Origin of the sequence: Streptomyces sparsogenes (assembly GCF_001704635.1) — a bacterium.
GTDB classification, from domain to species: Bacteria; Actinomycetota; Actinomycetes; order Streptomycetales; family Streptomycetaceae; genus Streptomyces; species Streptomyces sparsogenes.
This window is the reverse complement of sequence record NZ_MAXF01000024.1, coordinates 1-19,108: the sequence shown is the minus strand read 5'-3', so window position 1 is coordinate 19,108 and position 19,108 is coordinate 1. Positions and strand designations below refer to the sequence as shown.

The following is a 19,108-nucleotide window of genomic DNA, read 5'->3' as shown; positions in this document are numbered from 1 at the left end:
AAAGGCCTCGGGTCACAGCAGCCGGTCGACCAGCCCGTCGACGTACTCCGGGGTGAGGGGGTCCAGACCGAACAGGACGCGGATGTACATCGGGGCCATCACGTGGTCCAGCACCTCCAACGCGTCGGGTGCGCGCTCGCCGCGTTCGCCGGCGCGATCGAGCATGGACTGCAGGTGCCGGGCGCGTTCGGCGAGGAGGTCGTCAAGCGCCCGCCGGCCCTGCTGACCGTTGCCCGACAGGGCGACGGCCAGGCGCAGCAACGCCAGGCCTTCGGGGCCGGTGATCTCGCGTGCCACGTTGGCCGCGTAAGTGTGCAGGTCGCCGGCCAGACTCCCGGTGTCGGGCATCGGCGACCGCGCGTTGAGGCGGGTGAGCGCCACATCGGTGAGCAGCGCTTCCAGGTTGCCCCAGCGGCGGTAGACGCTGCTGTCGGCCACGCCCGCGCGGGCCGCGACATCGCCGACGGTGAACTTGCCGTAACCGCGCTCGCTGATCAGGTCGGTGACGGCCTGGTGCACCGCCGCGCCGACGCGGGCGGCGCGCCCGCCCGGTCGCCGGACTCGCTGTCGCTCCTCCATGCCCTCACCTTAACGCAGCCGAGGCTTGCGTTTATGGGCGAGCCTCCTTACAGTCGCCTAACGCAGTCAACGACTGCGTTAGGGCGTCCCAAGGCCGACCGCGTCGGCCGTGGAGAGGCGCGACCATCGATCGAGAGGAATCCCCATGGCTGCATCGGCTGCGGCCGTAGACGGTCGACCGAACCGGGTCGTGCTGCTCACGGTGACCTGCCTGGGCCAATTCATGGTGCTGCTCGACAACACGATCGTCGGAGCGGCGCTGCCCGACATGCAGCACCGGCTGCACACTCAGCTGACCGGTCTGCAGTGGATCGTCGACGCGTACGTGCTGCTGGTCGCCATGCTGCTGCTGTCCGGCGGCGTTTTCGCCGACCGGTTCGGCCGCAAGCGGGTGTACCTGGCCGGTGCGGTGGTGTTCACCGCCGCATCGGGGCTGTGCAGCCTCGCGCCCTCGGCCGGATGGCTGATCGCCGGCCGGGTGCTCCAGGGCGTCGGCGCCGCGGCGCTGAGCCCCGCCTCGCTGGCCCTGCTCGCCGCCGCCTATCCCGTTCCGCAGGAACGCGTCAAGGCGATCGGGCTGTGGGCAGGATTGAGCGGCATCGGCCTGGCCGCCGGACCCGTGGCCGGCGGCGCGCTGACGGACGCCTTCGGCTGGCCCGCCATCTTCCTGGTCAATCTGCCCATCGGCGTGATCCTGCTGCTGGTCGGCCTGCGCCACCTGGACGAGTCCCGCAATCCGAACGCCCCGGCGATCGACGTCCCGGGCACGGTGCTGTCCGTTCTGGCGGTGGGGGCGCTGGCCTACGGGCTGATCGAGGGTGGCGCCCGCGGCTGGACCTCACCGGTCATCCTGGGAAGCTTCGCCGCCGCGGCGATCCTCCTCGCCGGCTTCGTCGCCGTCGAAGCGCGTCGCTCCGCACCGATGCTGCCGCTGCGGCTGTTCCGGCAGCGGCTGTTCACCGTGTCCAACACCGCCATGGTCGTGGTGGGGTTCGCGCTCATGGGCTCGTCGTTCTTCTTCTCCCAGTTCTTCGTCTACGTCCAGGGCAGCTCGATCCTGCGCGCCGGCCTGCAGACCCTCCCCGCCACCCTCGCCATGGTGATCGTCAGCCCGTTCGCGGGCCGGCTCGCCGCCCGGTACGGCTTCCGGGTCGTGGTGACCATCGGCCTGGCCCTGGCCGGAGGGGGGCTGCTGGCGCTGGGCACGGTGCACGCCGACACCGGTTACGGGAACGTGTGGTGGCGGCTGGGAGTCGTCGGCATCGGCTTCGCCCTGACCATGTCCCCGCTGACCGGCGCCGCCATCCAGGCGGTCAGCCCGCAGGAAGGCGGCCTCGCCTCCGGCATCAGCAGCACCACCCGGCAGATCGGCGCGGTGCTCGGCGTGGCGGTGCTCGGAGCCGTCGTCCGCACCCGGCAATCCGGCGGCGCGTCCTTCGAGGCCGGCCTCAACAGCGCCTTCGTCGCCGCCGGCGCCGTCACGTTGGCCACCGCAGTGTTCACCGGCCTGTGGCTGGCGAGGTCCAGGCCCGCGGAAGGCTCGGCGGTGCCGCACCGCTCCGCCGGTCCGGACGCGGTCACCCCGTCGAACGAGGTGGCCGCGAACAGCCGTTGACGGCGACCCCGGCCCCGACCCCGACCTCGGCCCCGACCTCGGCCGGGGGGAGGCCGAAAAGCCGCCGACCGCCGTCGACGCACAGCCGAACCTCAAGTCTGGCTCTGAAGTGGGCCGGTCCGGGTTCGCGGAACGCTGATCGGACAATACTGCTGGTAAGGGAATCGGCAGGATGGACGGGGGCATTCCTGTGAGGACGTTATTCCGGCGCCGCGACGGAGCGGCGCGGCGGGCACTGGATCTGTACGACATCGCCTACTTGGCGGGCGGCCCGCGGCGCGTGGCCCAGGTCGCGCTCATCACGCTGCGCGAGAGCGGCGCGATCAAGTTCATCGGTTTGCGGGTGCGGGCGGTCCGGCCCGCGGAGGCGGCCGACCATCCGGTCGAGCGCGCGCTCATCAGGTGGTGTCACCCGGTGGGGTGCGACGCGGCCTCGGCGGTGGCCGAGGTGCTGTCGGGCCCCGAGGTGCAGCGGATCGGGGCCAGGCTCGTTTCGTACGGCCTGCTCAGCCGCTCCCGGCGGCGCCGCACGGACGCGGGCGGCCGGGCGCTGGAGTCGGCCCAACGGGAGGGGACGCTTCCCGCCCATGTCTTCCAGGGCCTGTCCGCCGTTCCGGACGAGCGCCTGCGGACCGCGGTCGGGAAGGCCGTGCCGACTCCGGCCGGGCTCGGCGGAACCCTGATCCGTATGGGCCACGCCTTCGAGGACGACGACGGTGACGACTACGGCCAGGACTCGCATGGGGGCTCGGATTCCGCCCCCGGTCCGGACTGGGGATCCCACTCCGGCTCCGGCCACGCCTCCTGCGGCAGCGGCTGCGGCGGGGGAGGCGGCGGCGACTGACGGGAGGCATCGCGGTCGGGCGGGTGGCGCCCCGGCGCGGCACATTGCCGCGCCGGGGCGCCGCCCTGACCGGTTGCGTCTTGTCCCGGGCCGTCCCGGGACAGCACACCTAGTGCCGGTCCGCGTGCTGGTGGGCGGCGGCCTCCTCGGTGGGGGTGGGGCAGCCCACCGTGGCGGTCACGGCGGTCAGCAGCACCACCGAGTCCTCCAGCGCCACCAGCCCGTGGCGCTCCTGCGGGATGCGCTGCACCTGCCCGGCGATGAGGTCGAGACCGCCCTGGCCGGTCTCGCGCGCGGTGAGCCTGACATGCCCGTGCAGCACCTGGAGGCTCGCCGCCGGGGGCGCGTTGTGCTCGTCCAGCTCACAACCGGCGACCATGGCGATGACGCTCTGCCGCAGCGGCCCGTCGTGCAGGAAAAGATGCGAGCTCCGGCCATGCGGGTCGGCCTTGGCCCGGTCCAGGTGATGGCGTGCGAGTGCGGTGAGGTCGTCCATGAGTGTCCCGAGTCTCCCTCGATCGGCCTGGTCTGGTCGTCACCGGGTTCCCTCAATCCTCACCGGCTAGCGTGGTGCGCGCCAATCCGAGGTACAGAGAGGTTTCCGCCGTGGCCGACTTCCTGACCGTCCTGACCACCACCGACACCCCCGAGAAGGCCGAGGCGCTGGCCCGCGGAGCGGTGACCGCGCGGCTGGCGGCCTGCGCGCAGATCAGCCAGCCCGTCACGTCGGTGTACCGGTGGCAGGGCGAGATCGAGACCGCGTCCGAGTGGCAGGTGCTGTTCAAGACGACCACGGCCCGCTACGCGGAGCTGGAGGCACATCTCCGCGAGGCGCACGACTACGAGACGCCCGAGATCATCGCGACGCCCGTCACCCAGGGCAGCGAGGGCTACCTGGCGTGGGTGGTGGAGGAGACGACCATCGGCTGACGGGAGCCGGCGCGGGCGGGCACGGGCGGGCTCCGGGGGGCGCGGTCGGGGCCGCGCTCAGCGGGAGCCCGTCAGCGCCTTCCGGATCCCGTCCTCGCGCGGGCCGAGGAAGCGCGGGTCCGGCCGGAAGGCGGCGTCCAGCGCGGCCTTGCCCGCCGCGAAGGCCTCCCGCGCCCCGCCGAAGAGCCATGTCACGTCGTGCGGCTCGGCGACACCGACCCCGTACGCGTCGATGCCCGCCGCGTCGCACAGCGCCAGCGCCCGGCGGATGTGGAAGTCCTGGCTCACCAGCACCGCCCGGCGCACGCCGAAGATCCGCTCGGCGCGGCTGCACGAGTCCCAGGTGTCGAAGCCCGCGTAGTCGCTCACGATGCGCCCGTCCGGAACGCCGTGCCGTACGAGGTAGGCCCGCATCGCGTCCGGCTCGTCGTAGTCGTGCCGGCTGTTGTCGCCGGTGACCAGGATCGCGCGGACCTTGCCCCGCTCGTACAGCTCGACGGCCGCGTCGAGCCGGTGGGCCAGGTACGGGGACGGCTCGCCGTCCCACAGCCCGGCGCCGAAGACCACCGCGACGGGGGCCTTCGGGACGTCCGCGACCGTGCGGACCCGGGAGTCGGCGGTGAGCCGCAGCCAGGTCGCGGGCAGCAGGGCGACCACGCTGAGCGCCATCGCCGCCTGGACGGCCCGGCGCCGCCCGCGCCGGGTCTCGGGCAGGCGCGGCCATCGGGGCAGGCGCGACCGGGCGGGGAGCCGCAGCCGCGCCCGCCCGGCCGGCCAGGCTCTCCGTACCCGCTCTCCCGCACCCATCCGCCCACCGCTTTCGCCGCTCCGCCGCCGATCCGTTGTTCGCGTGGAGGGACGCCGGCCGGCGTCGGCCGGTTGCTTGACCGGTTCGGCCGGGCGGCGCCGCCGCATTAGTCTGGGCACCCTCCCCGTCAGCACAAACAGGCAGAAAACAGCAGGTGATCCGGTCGTGCCCCCGATACCCAAAGCAGAGCTCCACCTCCATATCGAGGGCACCCTCGAACCCGAGCTGGCCTTCGCGCTCGCCGAGCGCAACGGCGTGGCCCTGCCGTACGCGTCCGAGGACGAGCTGCGCGCCGCGTACTCCTTCACCGACCTCCAGGACTTCCTGAACCTCTACTACGAGCTGATGGCGGTGCTGCGCACCGAGGACGACTTCGCCGACCTGACCCACGCCTACCTCGCCCGCGCCCGCGCGCAGGGCGTCCGGCACGCCGAGATCTTCTTCGACCCGCAGGCCCACACCGCGCGCGGCGTGGCCATCGGCACGGTGATCGACGGCCTGTCGCGGGCGCTGGACGCGGCCGAGGAGACGTACGGCATCACCACCCGCCTGATCATGTGCTTCCTGCGCGACGAGAGCGCCGAGTCCGCCCTCGACACCTTCGAGTCGGCCCGCCCCTACCTGGACCGGATCGCGGCCGTCGGCCTGGACTCGGCGGAGGTCGGGAATCCGCCGTCGAAGTTCCGCGAGGTGTACGCGCGGGCGCGGGAGGCGGGGCTCAAGTGCGTTGCGCACGCGGGGGAGGAGGGGCCGCCCTGGTACGTGTGGGAGGCGCTGGACGTCCTCGGCGTGGACCGCGTCGACCACGGCGTGCGCTCCCTGGAGGACGACGCCCTGGTGGCCCGGCTGGTCGCGGACCAGGTGCCGCTGACCGTGTGCCCGCTGTCCAACGTACGGCTGCGGGTCGTCGACCGGCTGGAGGACCACCCGCTGCGGGCGATGCTGGACGCGGGGCTGCTGGTGACGGTGAACTCCGACGACCCCTCGTACTTCGGGGGCTACGCGGGGGACAACTTCGACGCGGTGCGGGACGCGCTGCGGCTGGACGACGCCACCTTGCGGCTGCTCGCCCGCAACTCCTTCCGCGCGGCCTTCCTGGACGAGGGCACCCGGGCGGCCTACCTGAAGGAAGTCGACGCGCACGGGGCATGAGGCGGGCGGCCGCGTGCCGGTCTGCGGTGAGTATGGGACGGCGTGTCGCCGTCCCATACTCACCGCGGATCCGCGCGTTCCACCCGCACCGCGCACACCTTGAACTCCGGCATCCGGGAGACCGAGTCCAGCGCCGGATTCGTCAGCGCGTTGGCCCGCCCCTCGCCCGCCCAGTGGAAGGGCATGAACACCGTGTCCGGCCTGATGTCCCGGCTGATGCGGGCCGGTGCGACGGCCCGCCCCCGGCGGGAGACCACCGCGAGGGCGTCGCCCTCGGCGGCCCCCAGGCGCTCGGCGAGCAGGGGGTGCAGCTGGACGAACGGGCCGGGGGCGGCCCGGTTCAGCTCCTCCACGCGCCGCGTCTGCGCGCCCGACTGGTACTGGGACAGCACCCGGCCGGTGGTGAGGAACAGCGGATAGTCGGCGTCGGGCTCCTCGGCGGCGGGGCGGTGGGTCACGGCCGCGAAGCGGGCCCGGCCGTCGTCGGTCGCGAAGCGGTCGAGGAAGAGGCGCGGCGTACCCGGGTGCGGTCCGGAGCCGTCCCGCCCCGCACCCTCCCGCCCGGCACCGCCCCACTCGTCCCGCCCGGAACCGTCCGGCCCCGGCCCGGGCCCCTTCCGCCCGGAGCCGTTCGCCTCGTCCCGCCCGGCACGTTCGTGCCCAGCACCCGCCCACTCCTCCGGGCAGGGCCAGAAGACCCCGTCCTCCTCCGCGATCCGCCGGTAGGTGATGCCGGAGTAGTCCGCCACCCCGCCCGCCGAGGCGCGGCGCAGCTCGTCGAAGACCTCCTCCGGGTCCGCCGGGAAGCCCTTCTCCCAGCCCAGCCGGGCGGCCAGCGCGCCCAGCACCTGGAGGTCCGAGCGGACGCCGGGCGGCGGGGGGACGGCCGCGCGGCGCAGCACGACCCGGCCCTCCAGGTTGGTCGTCGTGCCCGTCTCCTCCGCCCACTGGGTCACCGGAAGGACGACGTCCGCGAGCGCGGCGGTCTCCGAGAGGACCACGTCCGCGACCGCCATGAAGTCCAACGACCGCAGCCGCGCCTCGATGTGGGCCGCGCGGGGGGCGGAGACCACCGGGTTGGAGCCCATCAGCAGCAGGGCCCGTATGTCGCCGCCGAGCGCGTCCAGCAGCTCGTACGCGCTGCGCCCCGGCCCGGGCAGCGCGTCGGGGTCGATGCCCCACACGTCCGCCACATGGGCGCGCGCGGCGGGGTCGTCGAGCTTGCGGTAGCCGGGGAGCTGGTCGGCCTTCTGGCCGTGTTCGCGCCCGCCCTGGCCGTTGCCCTGGCCGGTGAGACAGCCGTAGCCGGACAGCGGACGGCCGGCCCGGCCGGTGGCCAGGCACAGGTTGATCCAGGCGCCGACGGTGTCGGTGCCCTTCGACTGCTGCTCGGGCCCGCGTGCCGTGAGCACCATCGAATTCTCCGCGTCGCAGAACAGGCGGACCGCCTCCCGGAGTTCGGGGACCGGGACGCCCGTGATCCGCTCGACCATCTCGGGCCAGTGCGCCATCGCGGCGGCCCGCGCCTCGGGCCAGCCGGCCGTGCGCCGCGCGACGAACTCCTCGTCCACCCGCCCCTCGGCGACCACCAGGTGCAGCAGGCCGAGCGCGAGCGCCAGGTCCGTCCCGGGCCGGGGCGCCAGGTGCAGATCCGCCTGCTCCGCCGTGCGCGTCCGGCGCGGGTCGACGACGATCAGCGTGCCGCCCGCCTCCTTCAGCTCGGTCAGATAGCGCAGCGCGGGCGGCATGGTCTCGGCCAGATTCGAGCCGACGAGGATCACACACCCGGTGCGCGCCACGTCCGCCAGCGGGAACGGCAGCCCGCGGTCCAGGCCGAAGGCCTTGTTGTGCGCGGCCGCCGCCGAGGACATGCAGAAGCGGCCGTTGTAGTCGATCTGCGAGGTGCCGAGCACGACCCGCGCGAACTTCCCCAGCGCGTACGCCTTCTCGTTCGTCAGCCCGCCGCCGCCGAAGACCCCCACCGCGTCCCGCCCGTGCGCCCGCGCGGCCCCCGCCAGCCCCTCCGCGACCCGGTCCAGGGCCTCCTCCCAGGTCGCCGGTTCGAGCCGGCCGGTGTCGGGGCGGCGGACCAGCGGCTCGGTCAGGCGCACCCGGGAGGAGAGCACGGCGGGCGCGGTACGGCCCTTGCCGCACAGCGCGCCGCGGTTCACGGGGAAGGCGGCCCGCTCCACCACCTCCACGCCCCCCTCGGCCCCGGGCGCGGGGCGCAGGCCCATGCCGCACTGGAGCGAGCAGTACGGGCAGTGGGTGTCGACGGTGCCGGGGGCGGCGGTGCCGGTGCCGGGGGCGAGGCCGGGGGAGCTGGTGGTGGCGGGGGCGGTGACGTGCGGCATGGGGGCAGCGTGCTACGGCCGTGTTACGGCCCGCGTCCGCCCGCGTTACGCACCGGGCAACCGGACCTCAGCGCGGGCCGCGACGGCCGGTGAACTCGCGGCAATCACTCGTGACGGCCACGCAACGGGGGCGCAATGTCCCGCTGCGAGGCTCTCGTCATGACGGCGTCGCCTCGCCCCGGTCCCCCGAGCCACCCCGCCCCCGCCGGCTCCCTCGACAGTACGGCCCAGCTCATGACCCGGATCACCGCACAGCTCAGCTCGCAGCTCGGCCATCTGGCCCCCGGCGGCCTACGGCGCCGCCCCCGGCCCCGATCCCTTTCCCGCCCCGCCGCGCGCCGCCCGCCCACCCTGGTCGCCGTGGCTCACGGCAGCCGCGACCCCGAGGCGCTGCGCACCGTCACCGCGCTGGTGGACCGCGTCCGGGCGCTCCGCCCCGACCTGCCCGTACGCCTCGGCCACGTCGAGCTGAACCATCCGCTGCTCGCCGACACGCTCGCCGCGCTGCACGGCGAGGCCGTCCTCGTGCCGCTGCTCCTCGGCCGCGGCTACCACATCAAGCGGGACCTGCCGGACGCGGCGGCGGCCGCGCCCCATCTGTCGGTCCGCGTCGCCGCCCCGCTCGGCCCCCACCCGCTGCTCGCGGAGGCCCTCCACGCGCGCCTCGCCGAGGCCGGGTGGACGCCCGGCTGGACGCCGGGGGAGGCGCAGGGGCGGACGCCGGGGGAGGCGCCCGGCGGGCTGTCGGCGGCGGGTGTCGTGCTGGCGGCCGCGGGCTCCCGCGACCGCGACTCGGCCGCCGACACGGCCCGGACGGCCGCCCTGCTCAGCGCCCGGCTCGGCGGTGTGCCCGTGCTGCCCGGCTACGCCTCCGGGACCGGGCCCACGGTGGCCGACGCGGTCCGCGCCCTGACCGGGCGGGGGCGCGAGAGGATCGCGGTGGCCTCGTACTTCGCCGCTCCCGGCCGCTTCGCGACCCAGTGCGCGGCCGCCGCGCCCGGCATCGCCGCCGCGCCGCTCGGCGACCACGCCGCCGTCGCACGGCTCGTGGTCCACCGCTACGAAGAGGCGCTCGCCTCTGCACCCATGTCACACCCGGCGGTTACCGTCGGTGTATGAGGCGCACTGGACCCACGGCATCCGATCCGACAGCTGAGGCCGCCGAGCAAGCCGGGCCGGCCGCCACCCCACCCGCGCCCGAGTGCGCGCCCGAGGCCGGCCCCGCGCCCGAGGCCGGCCCCGCGCCCGAGGCCGGCCCCGCGCCCGAGGCCGGCCCCGCGCCCGAGTCCGCGGCCTCGGCGAGGCCCGGCTACGAGGCGGCGGACCTCGAGCGCTGGGCGCCCGAGCCCGACAAGCGCCCGGGCCGGACCGCCTTCCAGCGGGACCGGGCGCGGGTGCTGCACTCGGCCGCGCTGCGCCGGCTGGCCGGCAAGACCCAGGTCGTCCCCGCGGCGCCCGCGGCCGACCTCCGCCCCGGCGCCGGCGCCCCCGCGTGGGACGCGACGCCGCGCACCCGGCTGACCCACTCGCTGGAGTGCGCCCAGGTGGGCCGGGAGCTCGGCGCGGCCCTCGGCTGCGACCCGGACCTGGTGGAGATGGCCTGCCTCGCCCACGACCTGGGCCACCCGCCCTTCGGGCACAACGGCGAGCAGGCGCTCAACGAGGTCGCCGAGGCGTGCGGCGGCTTCGAGGGAAACGCGCAGTCGCTGCGGCTGCTCGCCCGGCTGGAGCCCAAGCGGTTCGTCGCCGACCCGGACACCGGCGAGCCGGTGAGCGTCGGCCTGAACCTGACCCGCGCCGCGCTCGACGCCGCCACCAAATACCCCTGGCCGCGCGGCGGCCACCCCACCGACCCCGGCTCCCGCAAGTTCGGGGTCTACGAGGACGACCTCCCGGTCTTCGCCTGGTTCCGGCAGGGCGCCCCCGAGCACCGCACCTGCTTCGAGGCCCAGGTCATGGACTGGTCCGACGACGTCGCGTACTCGGTCCACGACGTGGAGGACGGCCTGCACGCGGGCCATCTCGACCCCGCCCTGCTGCTCGCCGAGCCCGAGCGGCGCGAGGTGTTCGCGGTCGCCGCCGCCCGCTACGCCCCGGGCGCCGAGCCGGACGAGCTGGCCGAGGCGCTGGACCGGCTGCTCGACCAGGAGTGGTGGCCCCACGGCTACGACGGCTCGTCCGTCGCCCAGGCCCGGCTCAAGGACGCCACCAGCCAGCTCATCGGCCGCTTCTGCCTCGCCGCGGAGGGGGCCACCCGCGCCGCCTACGGCACCGGCCGGTTCACCCGGTACGCCGCCGAGCTGGTGGTGCCGCGCGGGGCGCGCCTGGAGTGCGCGGTGCTGAAGGCCGTCGCCGACCGCTATGTGATGCAGCGCGCCGACCAGGAGGCGGTCCGCGCCGATCAGCGGATCATCATCGCCGAGCTGGGCGAGGCGCTGATCGCCCGCGCCCCGGTCGGCCTGGACCCGCAGTTCCGCGCCCTGTTCGACGCGGCGGACGCGGCCGGGGACGAAGCGGGCCGGCTGCGCGCCGTCGTCGACCAGATCGCCGCCCTCACGGACGCCTCCGCCCGCTCCCTCCACGCCCGCCTGTCCACCCCGCACCCGACCCGCCGCCCATGACGGCCCCGCACCCGCCCCCCACCCATGACCGCCCCGCACCCGCCCCGCGGGCGGCCGGACCCGCCCGTGCGGGGTGCGGCGGGCCCGGCCCGCTGGCCCGTACGGCGTACTGCCCCTTCCCGCCGCACGCGCGGTGCGGGAGGCTCGAACATCGGCTCACACGACCGGGGCTCATACGACCGGCCCTGACACGGCGTAGCCGCGCGCGGGCGTCGCGCGGCAGCGAGGAGGAGACAAGTGGTCGACGCACACCAGACGTTCGTCATCGTCGGAGGGGGTCTGGCCGGGGCGAAAGCCGCGGAAACCCTTCGCGCCGAGGGATTCACCGGCCGGGTGATCCTCATCTGTGACGAGCGCGACCACCCCTATGAGCGACCGCCACTCTCCAAGGGCTTCCTCACCGGAAGCCAGGAGCGCGACAGCGTCTTCGTCCACGAACCCGCCTGGTACGCCCAGGCCGACATCGAGCTCCACCTCGGCCAGACCGCCGTCCACCTCGACCGCGCCGCCAAGGCCGTCGCCCTCGGCGACCGCACCCGCATCCACTACGACCGGCTGCTGCTGGCCACCGGCGCCGAGCCGCGCCGGCTCGACATCCCCGGCACCGACCTGGTCGGCGTGCACCACCTGCGCCGCCTGGCCCACGCCGAGCGGCTGCGGGCCGTGCTGACCTCCCTCGGTCGGGACAACGGCCAGCTGGTCATCGCGGGGGCGGGCTGGATCGGCCTGGAGGTCGCGGCCGCCGCGCGCGGGTACGGCGCCGAGGTGACGATCGTCGAGCCCGAGCCCACCCCGCTGCACGGCGTCGTCGGCCCTGAGCTCGGCTCGCTCTTCGCCGACCTGCACCGCGAGCACGGCGTCCGCTTCCACTTCGGCGCCCGGCTCACCGAGATCACCGGACAGGACGGCGTCGTGCTGGCCGCCTGCACCGACGACGGGGAGGAGCACCCCGCCCACGACGTCCTGGCCGCCATCGGCGCCGCCCCACGCACCGCCCTGGCCGAGGCCGCCGGCCTGGAGGTGGCGGACCGCGCGGCGGGCGGCGGCATCGTGGTCGACGGCTCGCTGCGCACCAGCGACCCGGACATCTTCGCGGCGGGCGACGTGGCCGCGACCCCGCTCGCCTTCCCGGACGCCGCCGCGCCGCCCGGCGGCCGGCTGCGCGTCGAGCACTGGGCCAACGCGCTGAACGGCGGGCCGGCCGCGGCCCGCGCCATGCTCGGGCAGGAGGTCGCGTACGACCGCGTGCCCTACTTCTTCTCCGACCAGTACGACGTCGGCCTGGAGTACTCCGGCTACGCGCCGCCCGGCTCGTACGACCAGGTGGTGGTCCGCGGCGACGTCGGCAAGCGGCAGTTCATCGCCTTCTGGCTGAGCGAGGGCCGCCTGCTGGCGGGGATGAACGTGAACGTGTGGGACGTGGTCGAGCCCATCCAGCGGCTCATCCGGAGCGGCGTCCGCCTCGACCCGGACGACCTGGCGAACCCGTCCGTCCCCCTGGCGTCCCTGCCGCGGCAGCAGCCGTAGCTGCCGCGGGGGCCGCAGCCGTACCGCCGGGCCCCCGCCGGGCCCGGCGGCCGTGTCGGTGCCCGGCCGTAGAATTCACGCGTGGCAGGCAGGATCAACGATGACGACGTCAAGGCGGTGCGGGACGCGGTCCCGATCGACGCCGTTGTGTCCGAGTACCTCCAGCTGCGGAACGCGGGCGGGGGCAATCTGAAGGGCCTGTGCCCCTTCCATGACGAGAAGTCCCCGTCTTTCCAGGTGAGCCCCAGCAAGGGGCTCTATTACTGCCTTGCCGGGGAGACAAGGGTTCTGACCTGGGATGGCGTGAAGCCGATCCGTGAGCTCGCGGGAGGAAGACACCGCATCCTCACGCGCAGCGGGAATTGGCACGAGGCGCCGTTCCGGTCGTTCGGCGTGCAGCCGCTGATGAAGATCACCCTTGGGCGCAACGGCCAGCGGAAGGAGATCTACGCCACACCCGAGCACCGCTGGTTCGTTTTGTCGGGAAAGAGCCGCTACAAGCAGCGCGAGGTGGTGACCTCAGAGCTCAAGCCGGAGCATCGCCTTGCCTACGTCTTTCCGGGCTCGCGGGTCAAGCAGACGACTCCGTCACCATTCGGTATCGCGCATGGGATCACCTATGGCGACGGCACCCTCAGCGGTACCGGCTCCATGGCGCAGCTCGACCCGATCAAGGATGTTGAGCTGCTGAAATGGTTTCCGAATAGCCAAACTTCGGACACCGGCAAGCAAATCCAGGTGCACCATCTGCCAAGGTTCTTCAAGGATCTTCCCCCGCTCGACGAGTCGGTGCCGTACCTCTACGGGTGGCTGGCGGGTTACCTGGCGGCCGACGGGCATGTGGACAAGGAAGGCACGGTCAGTCTGAACTGTGCTCAGCGAGAGGCCTTGGAGTACGTTCGCGCGGTATGCACGCGTCTCGGCATCGGGACATATGGGATCACAGAGCAGGTCCGTGAAGGGTTTCCGGGCCGGGAACCGAGCTCCCTTTACCGTATCCATTTCATCAACGAGTACCTGACGGCCGATTTCTTCCTCAACCCGGAGCACCGTCGCCGTTTCGAGGCGTCCGTGAAGGGATTCGCGCGCCGGGGGTGGGTCGTCAAATCCGTTGAGTCGACTGACCGAGTTGAAGAAGTATTCTGCGCCACAGTCGACCAGGGGCATGCCTTCGTCCTTGAGGACAACATTCTCACCGGCAATTGCTTCGGCTGCCAGGAGGGCGGCGACACGGTCGACTTCATCATGAAGATCGACCACCTCTCCTTCGCCGAGACCATCGAGCGGCTCGCCTCCCAGGCCGGCATCACCCTGCGCTACGAGCAGGGCGGCTACACCCCGGGCCGGCAGCAGGGCGAGCGCACCCGGCTGGTCGAGGCCCACAAGGCGGCCGCCCAGTTCTACATCGAGCAGCTCGAGCGGCCCGAGGCCGAGATCGGCCGCCGCTTCCTCGCCGAGCGCGGCTTCGACCAGGCCGCCGCCCAGCACTTCGGCGTCGGCTACAGCCCGGCCGGCTGGGACCACCTCGTCCGCTTCCTGCGGGGCCGCGGCTTCACCGACAAGGAGCTGATCCTCTCCGGCCTCGCCCAGGACGGCCGCAAGGGCCCCATCGACCGCTTCCGCGGCCGCCTGATGTGGCCCATCCGCGACATCACCGGCGAGGTCGTCGGCTTCGGCGCGCGCAAGCTGCGCGACGACGACAACGGCCCGAAGTACCTGAACACGCCCGAGACGCCGATCTACAAGAAGTCCCATGTGCTGTACGGCATCGACCTCGCCAAGAAGGAGATCGCCAAGACCAGCCGGGCCGTCGTCGTCGAGGGCTACACGGACGTCATGGCCTGCCACCTCGCCGGGGTGACCACCGCCATCGCCACCTGCGGCACGGCCTTCGGCGGCGACCACATCAAGATCCTCCGGCGGCTGCTGATGGACAATTCCAGCGCCGAGGTGGTCTTCACCTTCGACGGCGACGCGGCGGGCCAGAAGGCGGCGCTCCGGGCCTTCGAGGACGACCAGAAGTTCGCCGCCGAGACCTACATCGCGATCACGCCCGGCGGGATGGACCCGTGCGAGCTGCGCCTCGCCGAGGGCGACGACGCGGTCAAGACGCTGGTCGAGAGCCGTACGCAGCTCTTCGAGTTCGCGATCCGGCAGATCGTCGCCCGGCACAACCTGGACACGGCCGTCGGACGGGCCGCCGCCCTGGAGGAGGCCGCGCCCGTCGTCGCCGGGATCAAGAACAGCTCGATCCAGCACGAGTCCGCCGTCCAACTGGCGGGGCTGCTCGGCATCCTCGACACCCAGTTCGTCGTCCGCCGGGTCGCGCAGCTCGCCCGCTGGGCCCGCGAGCGCGGCCAGCGCGGCGGCCCGCAGCAGGACGGCCCCCGCCGCGGCGGGGGCCCCGGCGGCGCGGGAGGCCCCGGTGCGGGCTACGGCGGCCCGGGCGGCGGCCCGGGCGCGGGCCATGCCGGAGCCGGCGGCCCCGGCGGCCCGCAGCCCCCGCGCGGCCCGGCGCTGAACCTCCGCAGCCCCGCCCACCGCGTCGAGCGCGAGCTGCTGAAGCTCGCCCTCCAGCGCCCGGAGCTGGTCTCCCCGGCTTTCGACGCCTACGGGATCGACGAGTTCACCGCCCCGCCGTACGCCGCCGTGCGCCGCGCCATCGAGGAGGCGGGCGGGGCGAGCGGCGCCGACGGCGACTATCTGACGCGGGTCCGCGAGGCCGCCCCCGACGACACGGTGCGGGCGATGTGCACCGAGCTGGCCGTCGAGCCGCTGAACCTCCGCCGCGATCCCGACGAGGCCTACGCGGGCGTCCAGTTGGTGGCCGTCCGGCTGGCCGCGGTCAACCGTCGGATCGGCGAGGTCCAGGGCGCCCTCCAGCGGCTCGGCCCCGGCGCCGACGCCGCCCACCTCGCCGCCGTGCAGAACGAGCTGTGGGTCCTCCAGCAGTACGGGCAGTCGCTCCGCGAGAAGGGCGCGGCGGCGCTGTGAGCGCTGCGCCCTGAGCGGCGCGCTGTGCACGATGCGCTGTAACCGGCCGGTCACGGCCCGCTGAGCAAAAAGTGCCCGCACGCCCCTCGTGGCGGGCCTGTCTCGTACTCCACACTGGGGTGCGGTGCCTGAGTCCTCGGAGCGCGGCGGTGTTGGCCGGGAAGGGCCGGAATCCCCCGCAGATCCGCTCATGATGTACGGGACGGACGGTGGCATGGCCACCGCAGCCGTACCCGATCGTTCTGCCGCCTCAGCAGCGATCACCCTGGAGGTCGCCCCCGTGCAGACCCAGACCCTGACCGACGCGGCTCCCCCGGCGACGCCGCCGCAGCCGCTGTCCCCCCACCCCGACCCCGAACCGGCCACGGCCCCGGCACCGGCCGAGCTGGAAGCGGTCGAAGCCCTGGCGGCCGTGGCCGCGGCCGTACCGGAGGCGGCCGTACCGGAAGCGGTCGAGACCGAGGAAACCCCGGAAGGCCCAGACGCCCCGGACGCCCCAGACGCCCCGGACGCCCCAGATGCTCGGGACACCCCAGACGCTCCGGAAGCCCCCGAGGCGCCCGAGCCGGGCGCCGCCCGCGCCGAGACCTCCGGCGGACCCTCCTCCGACCTCTTCCGCCAGTACCTCCGCGAGATCGGCCGGATCCCGCTGCTGTCCGCCGCCGAGGAGGTCGAGCTGGCACGCCGGGTCGAGGCGGGCCTGTTCGCCGAGGAGAAGCTCGGCAGCACCCCCGACCTGGACTCCCAGCTGGCCCTCGACCTCGACCGTCTGGTCGTCCTGGGCCGCATGGCCAAGCGCCGCCTCATCGAGGCCAACCTCCGCCTCGTCGTCTCCGTCGCCAAGCGCTACGTCGGCAGAGGCCTGACCATGCTGGACCTGGTGCAGGAGGGCAACCTGGGGCTGATCCGCGCGGTGGAGAAGTTCGACTACGCCCGCGGCTACAAGTTCTCCACGTACGCGACCTGGTGGATCCGCCAGGCCATGTCCCGCGCCCTCGCCGACCAGGCCCGCACGATCCGGGTCCCGGTGCATGTCGTCGAGCTGATCAACCGGGTGGTGCGGGTGCAGCGCCGGATGCTGCAGGAGCGCGGCTACGAGCCCACGCCCGAGGAGGTCGCCCTCCACCTCGACCTCCCCCCGGAGCGGGTGACCGAGGTGCTGCGCCTCGCCCAGGAGCCGGTCTCGCTGCACGCGCCCGTCGGGGAGGAGGACGACGTCGCGCTCGGCGATCTGATCGAGGACGGGGACGCGGCCTCGCCGGTGGAGTCGGCGGCGTTCCTGCTGCTGCGGGAGCACCTGGAGGCCGTGCTCTCCACGCTGGGGGAGCGGGAGCGGAAGGTGGTGCAGCTCCGCTACGGGCTGGCCGACGGGCGGCCCCGGACGCTGGAGGAGATAGGGCGGATCTTCGGGGTCACCCGGGAGCGGATCCGGCAGATCGAGTCGAAGACGCTCAACAAGCTCCGCGACCACGCGTTCGCCGACCAGCTCCGCGGCTACCTGGACTGACCGCTACCGACTCCGACCGCCGGCCACCCCGGTCACCCCTGTCTCGTCCGTCCCGGCTATCCCGTCTGCCCGGCGCCCATGCCCGCCTCGAACGCGCCCGGGTGGGTCTGCTCGCGGACCGCGATGTACTGCTGCCGCACGGCCTGGCCCACCGCCAGCTCCTCGCCCGGCTCGAAGACCTGGCTCGCGGCCGCGGGCCACGGCGGCGGCTGGTGCGGCGACAGGGTGCCGTGCGCGGCGCCCAGCGCCCAGGCGGCCTGCCGGGCGGCGCCCAGCGCGGCGTAGTCCGCGGGCTGCGGCACCACGACCTGGGCGCCCAGCAGCGCGGGGGCGATGGCCCGTACGGCGGGGAGGTCCGCGGCGGGCCCCAGCAGGAACACCCGCCGCACCGCGACCCCGCGCCCGCGCAGCACGTCCAGCGCGTCCGCCAGCCCGCACAGCATGCCCTCGAAGGCGGCGCGGGCCAGATGCTCGGGCTTCATGCTCTCGCGCCGCAGACCGGTCAGCGTCCCGGCGGTGTGCGGCAGGTGCGGGGTGCGCTCACCCTCCAGATAGGGCAGCAGCACCAGGCCGTACGAGCCGGGGGTGGACTTCAGCGCCAGCGCGGAGAGCCCCTCCAGATCGACGCTCAGCAGCTCGGCGGTGCCGCGCAGCGCCCGGACGGCGTTGAGCGTGTGGACGACCGGCAGGTGCATGCCGGTGGCGTCGGCGTACGAGGTGATGGTGCCCGTGGGGTCGACCAGCGCCTCGTGGTGGACGGAGAAGACGGAGCCGGAGGCGCCGAGCGAGATCACCGCGTCGCCGATCCCGACCCCGAGGCCGAACGCGGCCGCCATGGTCTCCCCGGTCCCGGCGGAGATCAGCAGCCCCTCGGGGGTGTGGCCCGCGGCCTCGGCCGGGCCGATGACCTCCGGCAGCCGCACTTGGTGCCCGAGCGCCAGCTCGACCAGGTCGGGGCGCCAGGAGCCGGTGGCGGCCGACCAGTAGCCGGTGCCGGAGGCCGTGCCGCGGTCCGTGGTGCGCCGCGCGGGCCGCCCCAGGAGCTGCCACACCAGCCAGTCGTGCGGCTGCATCAGGTCGGTCACCCGCCGCGCCGCGTCCGGCTCGGTGCGGGCCAGCCAGCGCAGCTTGGCCACGGCCTGCGTCGCGGTCGGCACGGAGCCCACCGCCTGCGCCCACGCGGCGCGGCCGCCGAGCGACTCGATGAGGTCGGCGGCCGCGGACTGGGCGCGCTTGTCGTTGCCCACCAGCGCGGGCCTCACGAGCACCCCGCCGGCGTCCAGCGCCAGCAGCCCGTGCCCCTGCGCCGACACGCCGATCGCCTGCACCCCCTCCAGCAGCTTGCCCTCGGCGGCCTCGCCGAGCGACAGCAGCCACGCCTGGGGGTCCACGTCGTGCGGGGACGCGGCGGAACCCCCCGCGCTCCCCACGGACGCCGCCGGGCCCGCGGGATGCGGGGCGTAACCCTGCCTGAGTACGGCTCCCGTGTCCGTATCGCAGACGACGATCCGTGTGCTCTCGGACGAACTGTCCAACCCGGCGACTATCCCCATGGATCAGATCATGCCACCGAGAAGGCTAGGTGTGGCTCGTACCCCAGCCGTCCTCCCCCTCGGCGGGCTTCTCCCGATGCCCGATCCGCTCGCGCAGCGGCTTGGCCTTCTCGAAGGCCTTCGCCGCCACCTGGCGCCCGCTGAGCGCGGCCGTCTCGGCGGAGTTGCGGACCGCCGGGTTCTGCACGAACCGCTGCCAGCCCTTGCGCAGCTGCTCGTACCGCTCGCGGCCGGCCCGCGTGCCGAGTACGTAGCCCACAGCCAGCCCGGTCATGAACGTCAGCCGGTAGCGCATCGACCTGCCCTTCTGGTTGTCCTTCGCGTCGGACCCTGGGGTCGTGCTGCGCCTACCCGTCCCGACCGCAGATCACCCGCGGCCGCCGTGAACACCCACGAGGTTACCGATTGGCGGAGCACCCCCCTGCTTGCGCTAATGTATGTGTCGCAGCGAGCGCACGCCGTCCGGGAGCCCCGTACGGAGTGATGGTCGCGGCACACGGAGCAATCCCCTGTAGCTCAATTGGCAGAGCAGCCGGCTGTTAACCGGCAGGTTACTGGTTCGAGTCCAGTCGGGGGAGCTCGGTCCCCTGTAGCTCAATTGGCAGAGCATTCGGCTGTTAACCG

General features: G+C 74.0%; 14 protein-coding genes, 1 tRNA gene and 3 pseudogenes. 12 read left to right on the top strand and 6 right to left on the bottom strand.

All coding sequences use genetic code 11. The annotated features are described in order from the left end of the window. Positions 1-12: 12 nt before the first annotated feature. Complete coding sequence (locus tag BBH68_RS04695; RefSeq protein ID WP_065959003.1) at positions 13-579, bottom strand: TetR/AcrR family transcriptional regulator; 567 nt, start codon at positions 577-579, stop codon at positions 13-15. 145 nt (positions 580-724) lie between these two features. On the opposite strand from BBH68_RS04695, the gene BBH68_RS04690 reads away from it, so the two are divergent. Together BBH68_RS04690 and BBH68_RS04685 are read left to right on the top strand one after the other, a co-directional pair. Continuing rightward, the gene (locus tag BBH68_RS04690) at positions 725-2,194 is read left to right on the top strand and encodes an MFS transporter (RefSeq protein ID WP_065959001.1); all 1,470 of its coding nucleotides are present in this window, start codon (positions 725-727) and stop codon (positions 2,192-2,194) included. Positions 2,195-2,384: 190 nt separating this feature from the next. After that, on the top strand, positions 2,385-3,038 hold the full coding sequence (locus BBH68_RS04685) for a TIGR04222 domain-containing membrane protein (protein WP_065959077.1): 654 nt from the start codon (positions 2,385-2,387) through the stop codon (positions 3,036-3,038). Between the two features lie 109 nt (positions 3,039-3,147). On the opposite strand, the gene BBH68_RS04680 is transcribed toward BBH68_RS04685, so the two are convergent. Further along, on the bottom strand, positions 3,148-3,534 hold the full coding sequence (locus BBH68_RS04680; protein WP_065958999.1) for a cupin domain-containing protein: 387 nt from the start codon (positions 3,532-3,534) through the stop codon (positions 3,148-3,150). A 110-nt stretch (positions 3,535-3,644) separates the two neighbouring features. On the opposite strand from BBH68_RS04680, the gene cutA reads away from it, so the two are divergent. Further along, on the top strand, positions 3,645-3,968 hold the full coding sequence (gene cutA / locus BBH68_RS04675; RefSeq protein ID WP_065958998.1) for a divalent-cation tolerance protein CutA: 324 nt from the start codon (positions 3,645-3,647) through the stop codon (positions 3,966-3,968). A gap of 57 nt (positions 3,969-4,025) precedes the next feature. Here the strand turns inward: cutA and BBH68_RS04670 are convergent, their stop codons facing one another. Beyond that, entirely contained in the window at positions 4,026-4,637 is a 612-nt protein-coding gene (locus tag BBH68_RS04670) for a SanA/YdcF family protein (RefSeq protein ID WP_483855351.1), read from the bottom strand. Between the two features lie 304 nt (positions 4,638-4,941). On the opposite strand from BBH68_RS04670, the gene BBH68_RS04665 reads away from it, so the two are divergent. Continuing rightward, positions 4,942-5,928 carry an adenosine deaminase gene (locus tag BBH68_RS04665; protein ID WP_065958996.1) on the top strand — a complete coding sequence of 329 codons (987 nt, stop codon included), beginning with the start codon at positions 4,942-4,944 and terminating at the stop codon, positions 5,926-5,928. A 59-nt stretch (positions 5,929-5,987) separates the two neighbouring features. On the opposite strand, the gene BBH68_RS04660 is transcribed toward BBH68_RS04665, so the two are convergent. Beyond that, entirely contained in the window at positions 5,988-8,282 is a 2,295-nt protein-coding gene (locus BBH68_RS04660; protein WP_076970988.1) for a molybdopterin oxidoreductase family protein, read from the bottom strand. Between the two features lie 159 nt (positions 8,283-8,441). Here BBH68_RS04660 and BBH68_RS04655 point away from each other — a divergent pair, with 159 nt between their 5' ends. The 7 genes and pseudogenes from BBH68_RS04655 (at position 8,442) to BBH68_RS04635 (ending at position 16,931) form a co-directional block, all read left to right on the top strand. Beyond that, entirely contained in the window at positions 8,442-9,401 is a 960-nt protein-coding gene (locus tag BBH68_RS04655) for a sirohydrochlorin chelatase (RefSeq protein ID WP_065959072.1), read from the top strand. Next, a complete protein-coding gene (locus BBH68_RS04650) occupies positions 9,398-10,903 on the top strand; it encodes a deoxyguanosinetriphosphate triphosphohydrolase (RefSeq protein WP_245737887.1) in 1,506 nt (501 codons plus the stop codon). Before BBH68_RS04655 ends, BBH68_RS04650 begins: the two co-directional genes overlap by 4 nt. A 237-nt stretch (positions 10,904-11,140) precedes the next feature. Then, entirely contained in the window at positions 11,141-12,430 is a 1,290-nt protein-coding gene (locus BBH68_RS04645; protein WP_065958993.1) for an NAD(P)/FAD-dependent oxidoreductase, read from the top strand. 81 nt (positions 12,431-12,511) lie between these two features. Beyond that, a pseudogene (locus tag BBH68_RS42725) lies at positions 12,512-12,697 on the top strand (CHC2 zinc finger domain-containing protein); the annotation flags it as partial. 138 nt (positions 12,698-12,835) lie between these two features. Further along, positions 12,836-13,309, top strand: a pseudogene (locus tag BBH68_RS44415) (hypothetical protein); the annotation flags it as partial. A gap of 321 nt (positions 13,310-13,630) precedes the next feature. Then, positions 13,631-15,424 (top strand): annotated as a pseudogene (gene dnaG, locus BBH68_RS42715) (DNA primase); the annotation flags it as partial. A 124-nt stretch (positions 15,425-15,548) separates the two neighbouring features. Further along, the gene (locus BBH68_RS04635; RefSeq protein WP_065958992.1) at positions 15,549-16,931 is read left to right on the top strand and encodes an RNA polymerase sigma factor; all 1,383 of its coding nucleotides are present in this window, start codon (positions 15,549-15,551) and stop codon (positions 16,929-16,931) included. A 56-nt stretch (positions 16,932-16,987) separates the two neighbouring features. On the opposite strand, the gene BBH68_RS04630 is transcribed toward BBH68_RS04635, so the two are convergent. Continuing rightward, positions 16,988-18,484, bottom strand: coding sequence for an FGGY family carbohydrate kinase (locus tag BBH68_RS04630; RefSeq protein ID WP_065958990.1), 1,497 nt, complete (start codon positions 18,482-18,484; stop codon positions 16,988-16,990). A 25-nt stretch (positions 18,485-18,509) separates the two neighbouring features. Next, positions 18,510-18,779 carry a hypothetical protein gene (locus BBH68_RS04625; protein ID WP_065958988.1) on the bottom strand — a complete coding sequence of 90 codons (270 nt, stop codon included), beginning with the start codon at positions 18,777-18,779 and terminating at the stop codon, positions 18,510-18,512. 210 nt (positions 18,780-18,989) lie between these two features. Between BBH68_RS04625 and BBH68_RS04620 the strand changes: the two genes are divergently transcribed. Further along, positions 18,990-19,062, top strand: a tRNA-Asn gene (locus tag BBH68_RS04620). The last annotated feature ends 46 nt before the right edge of the window (positions 19,063-19,108 follow it).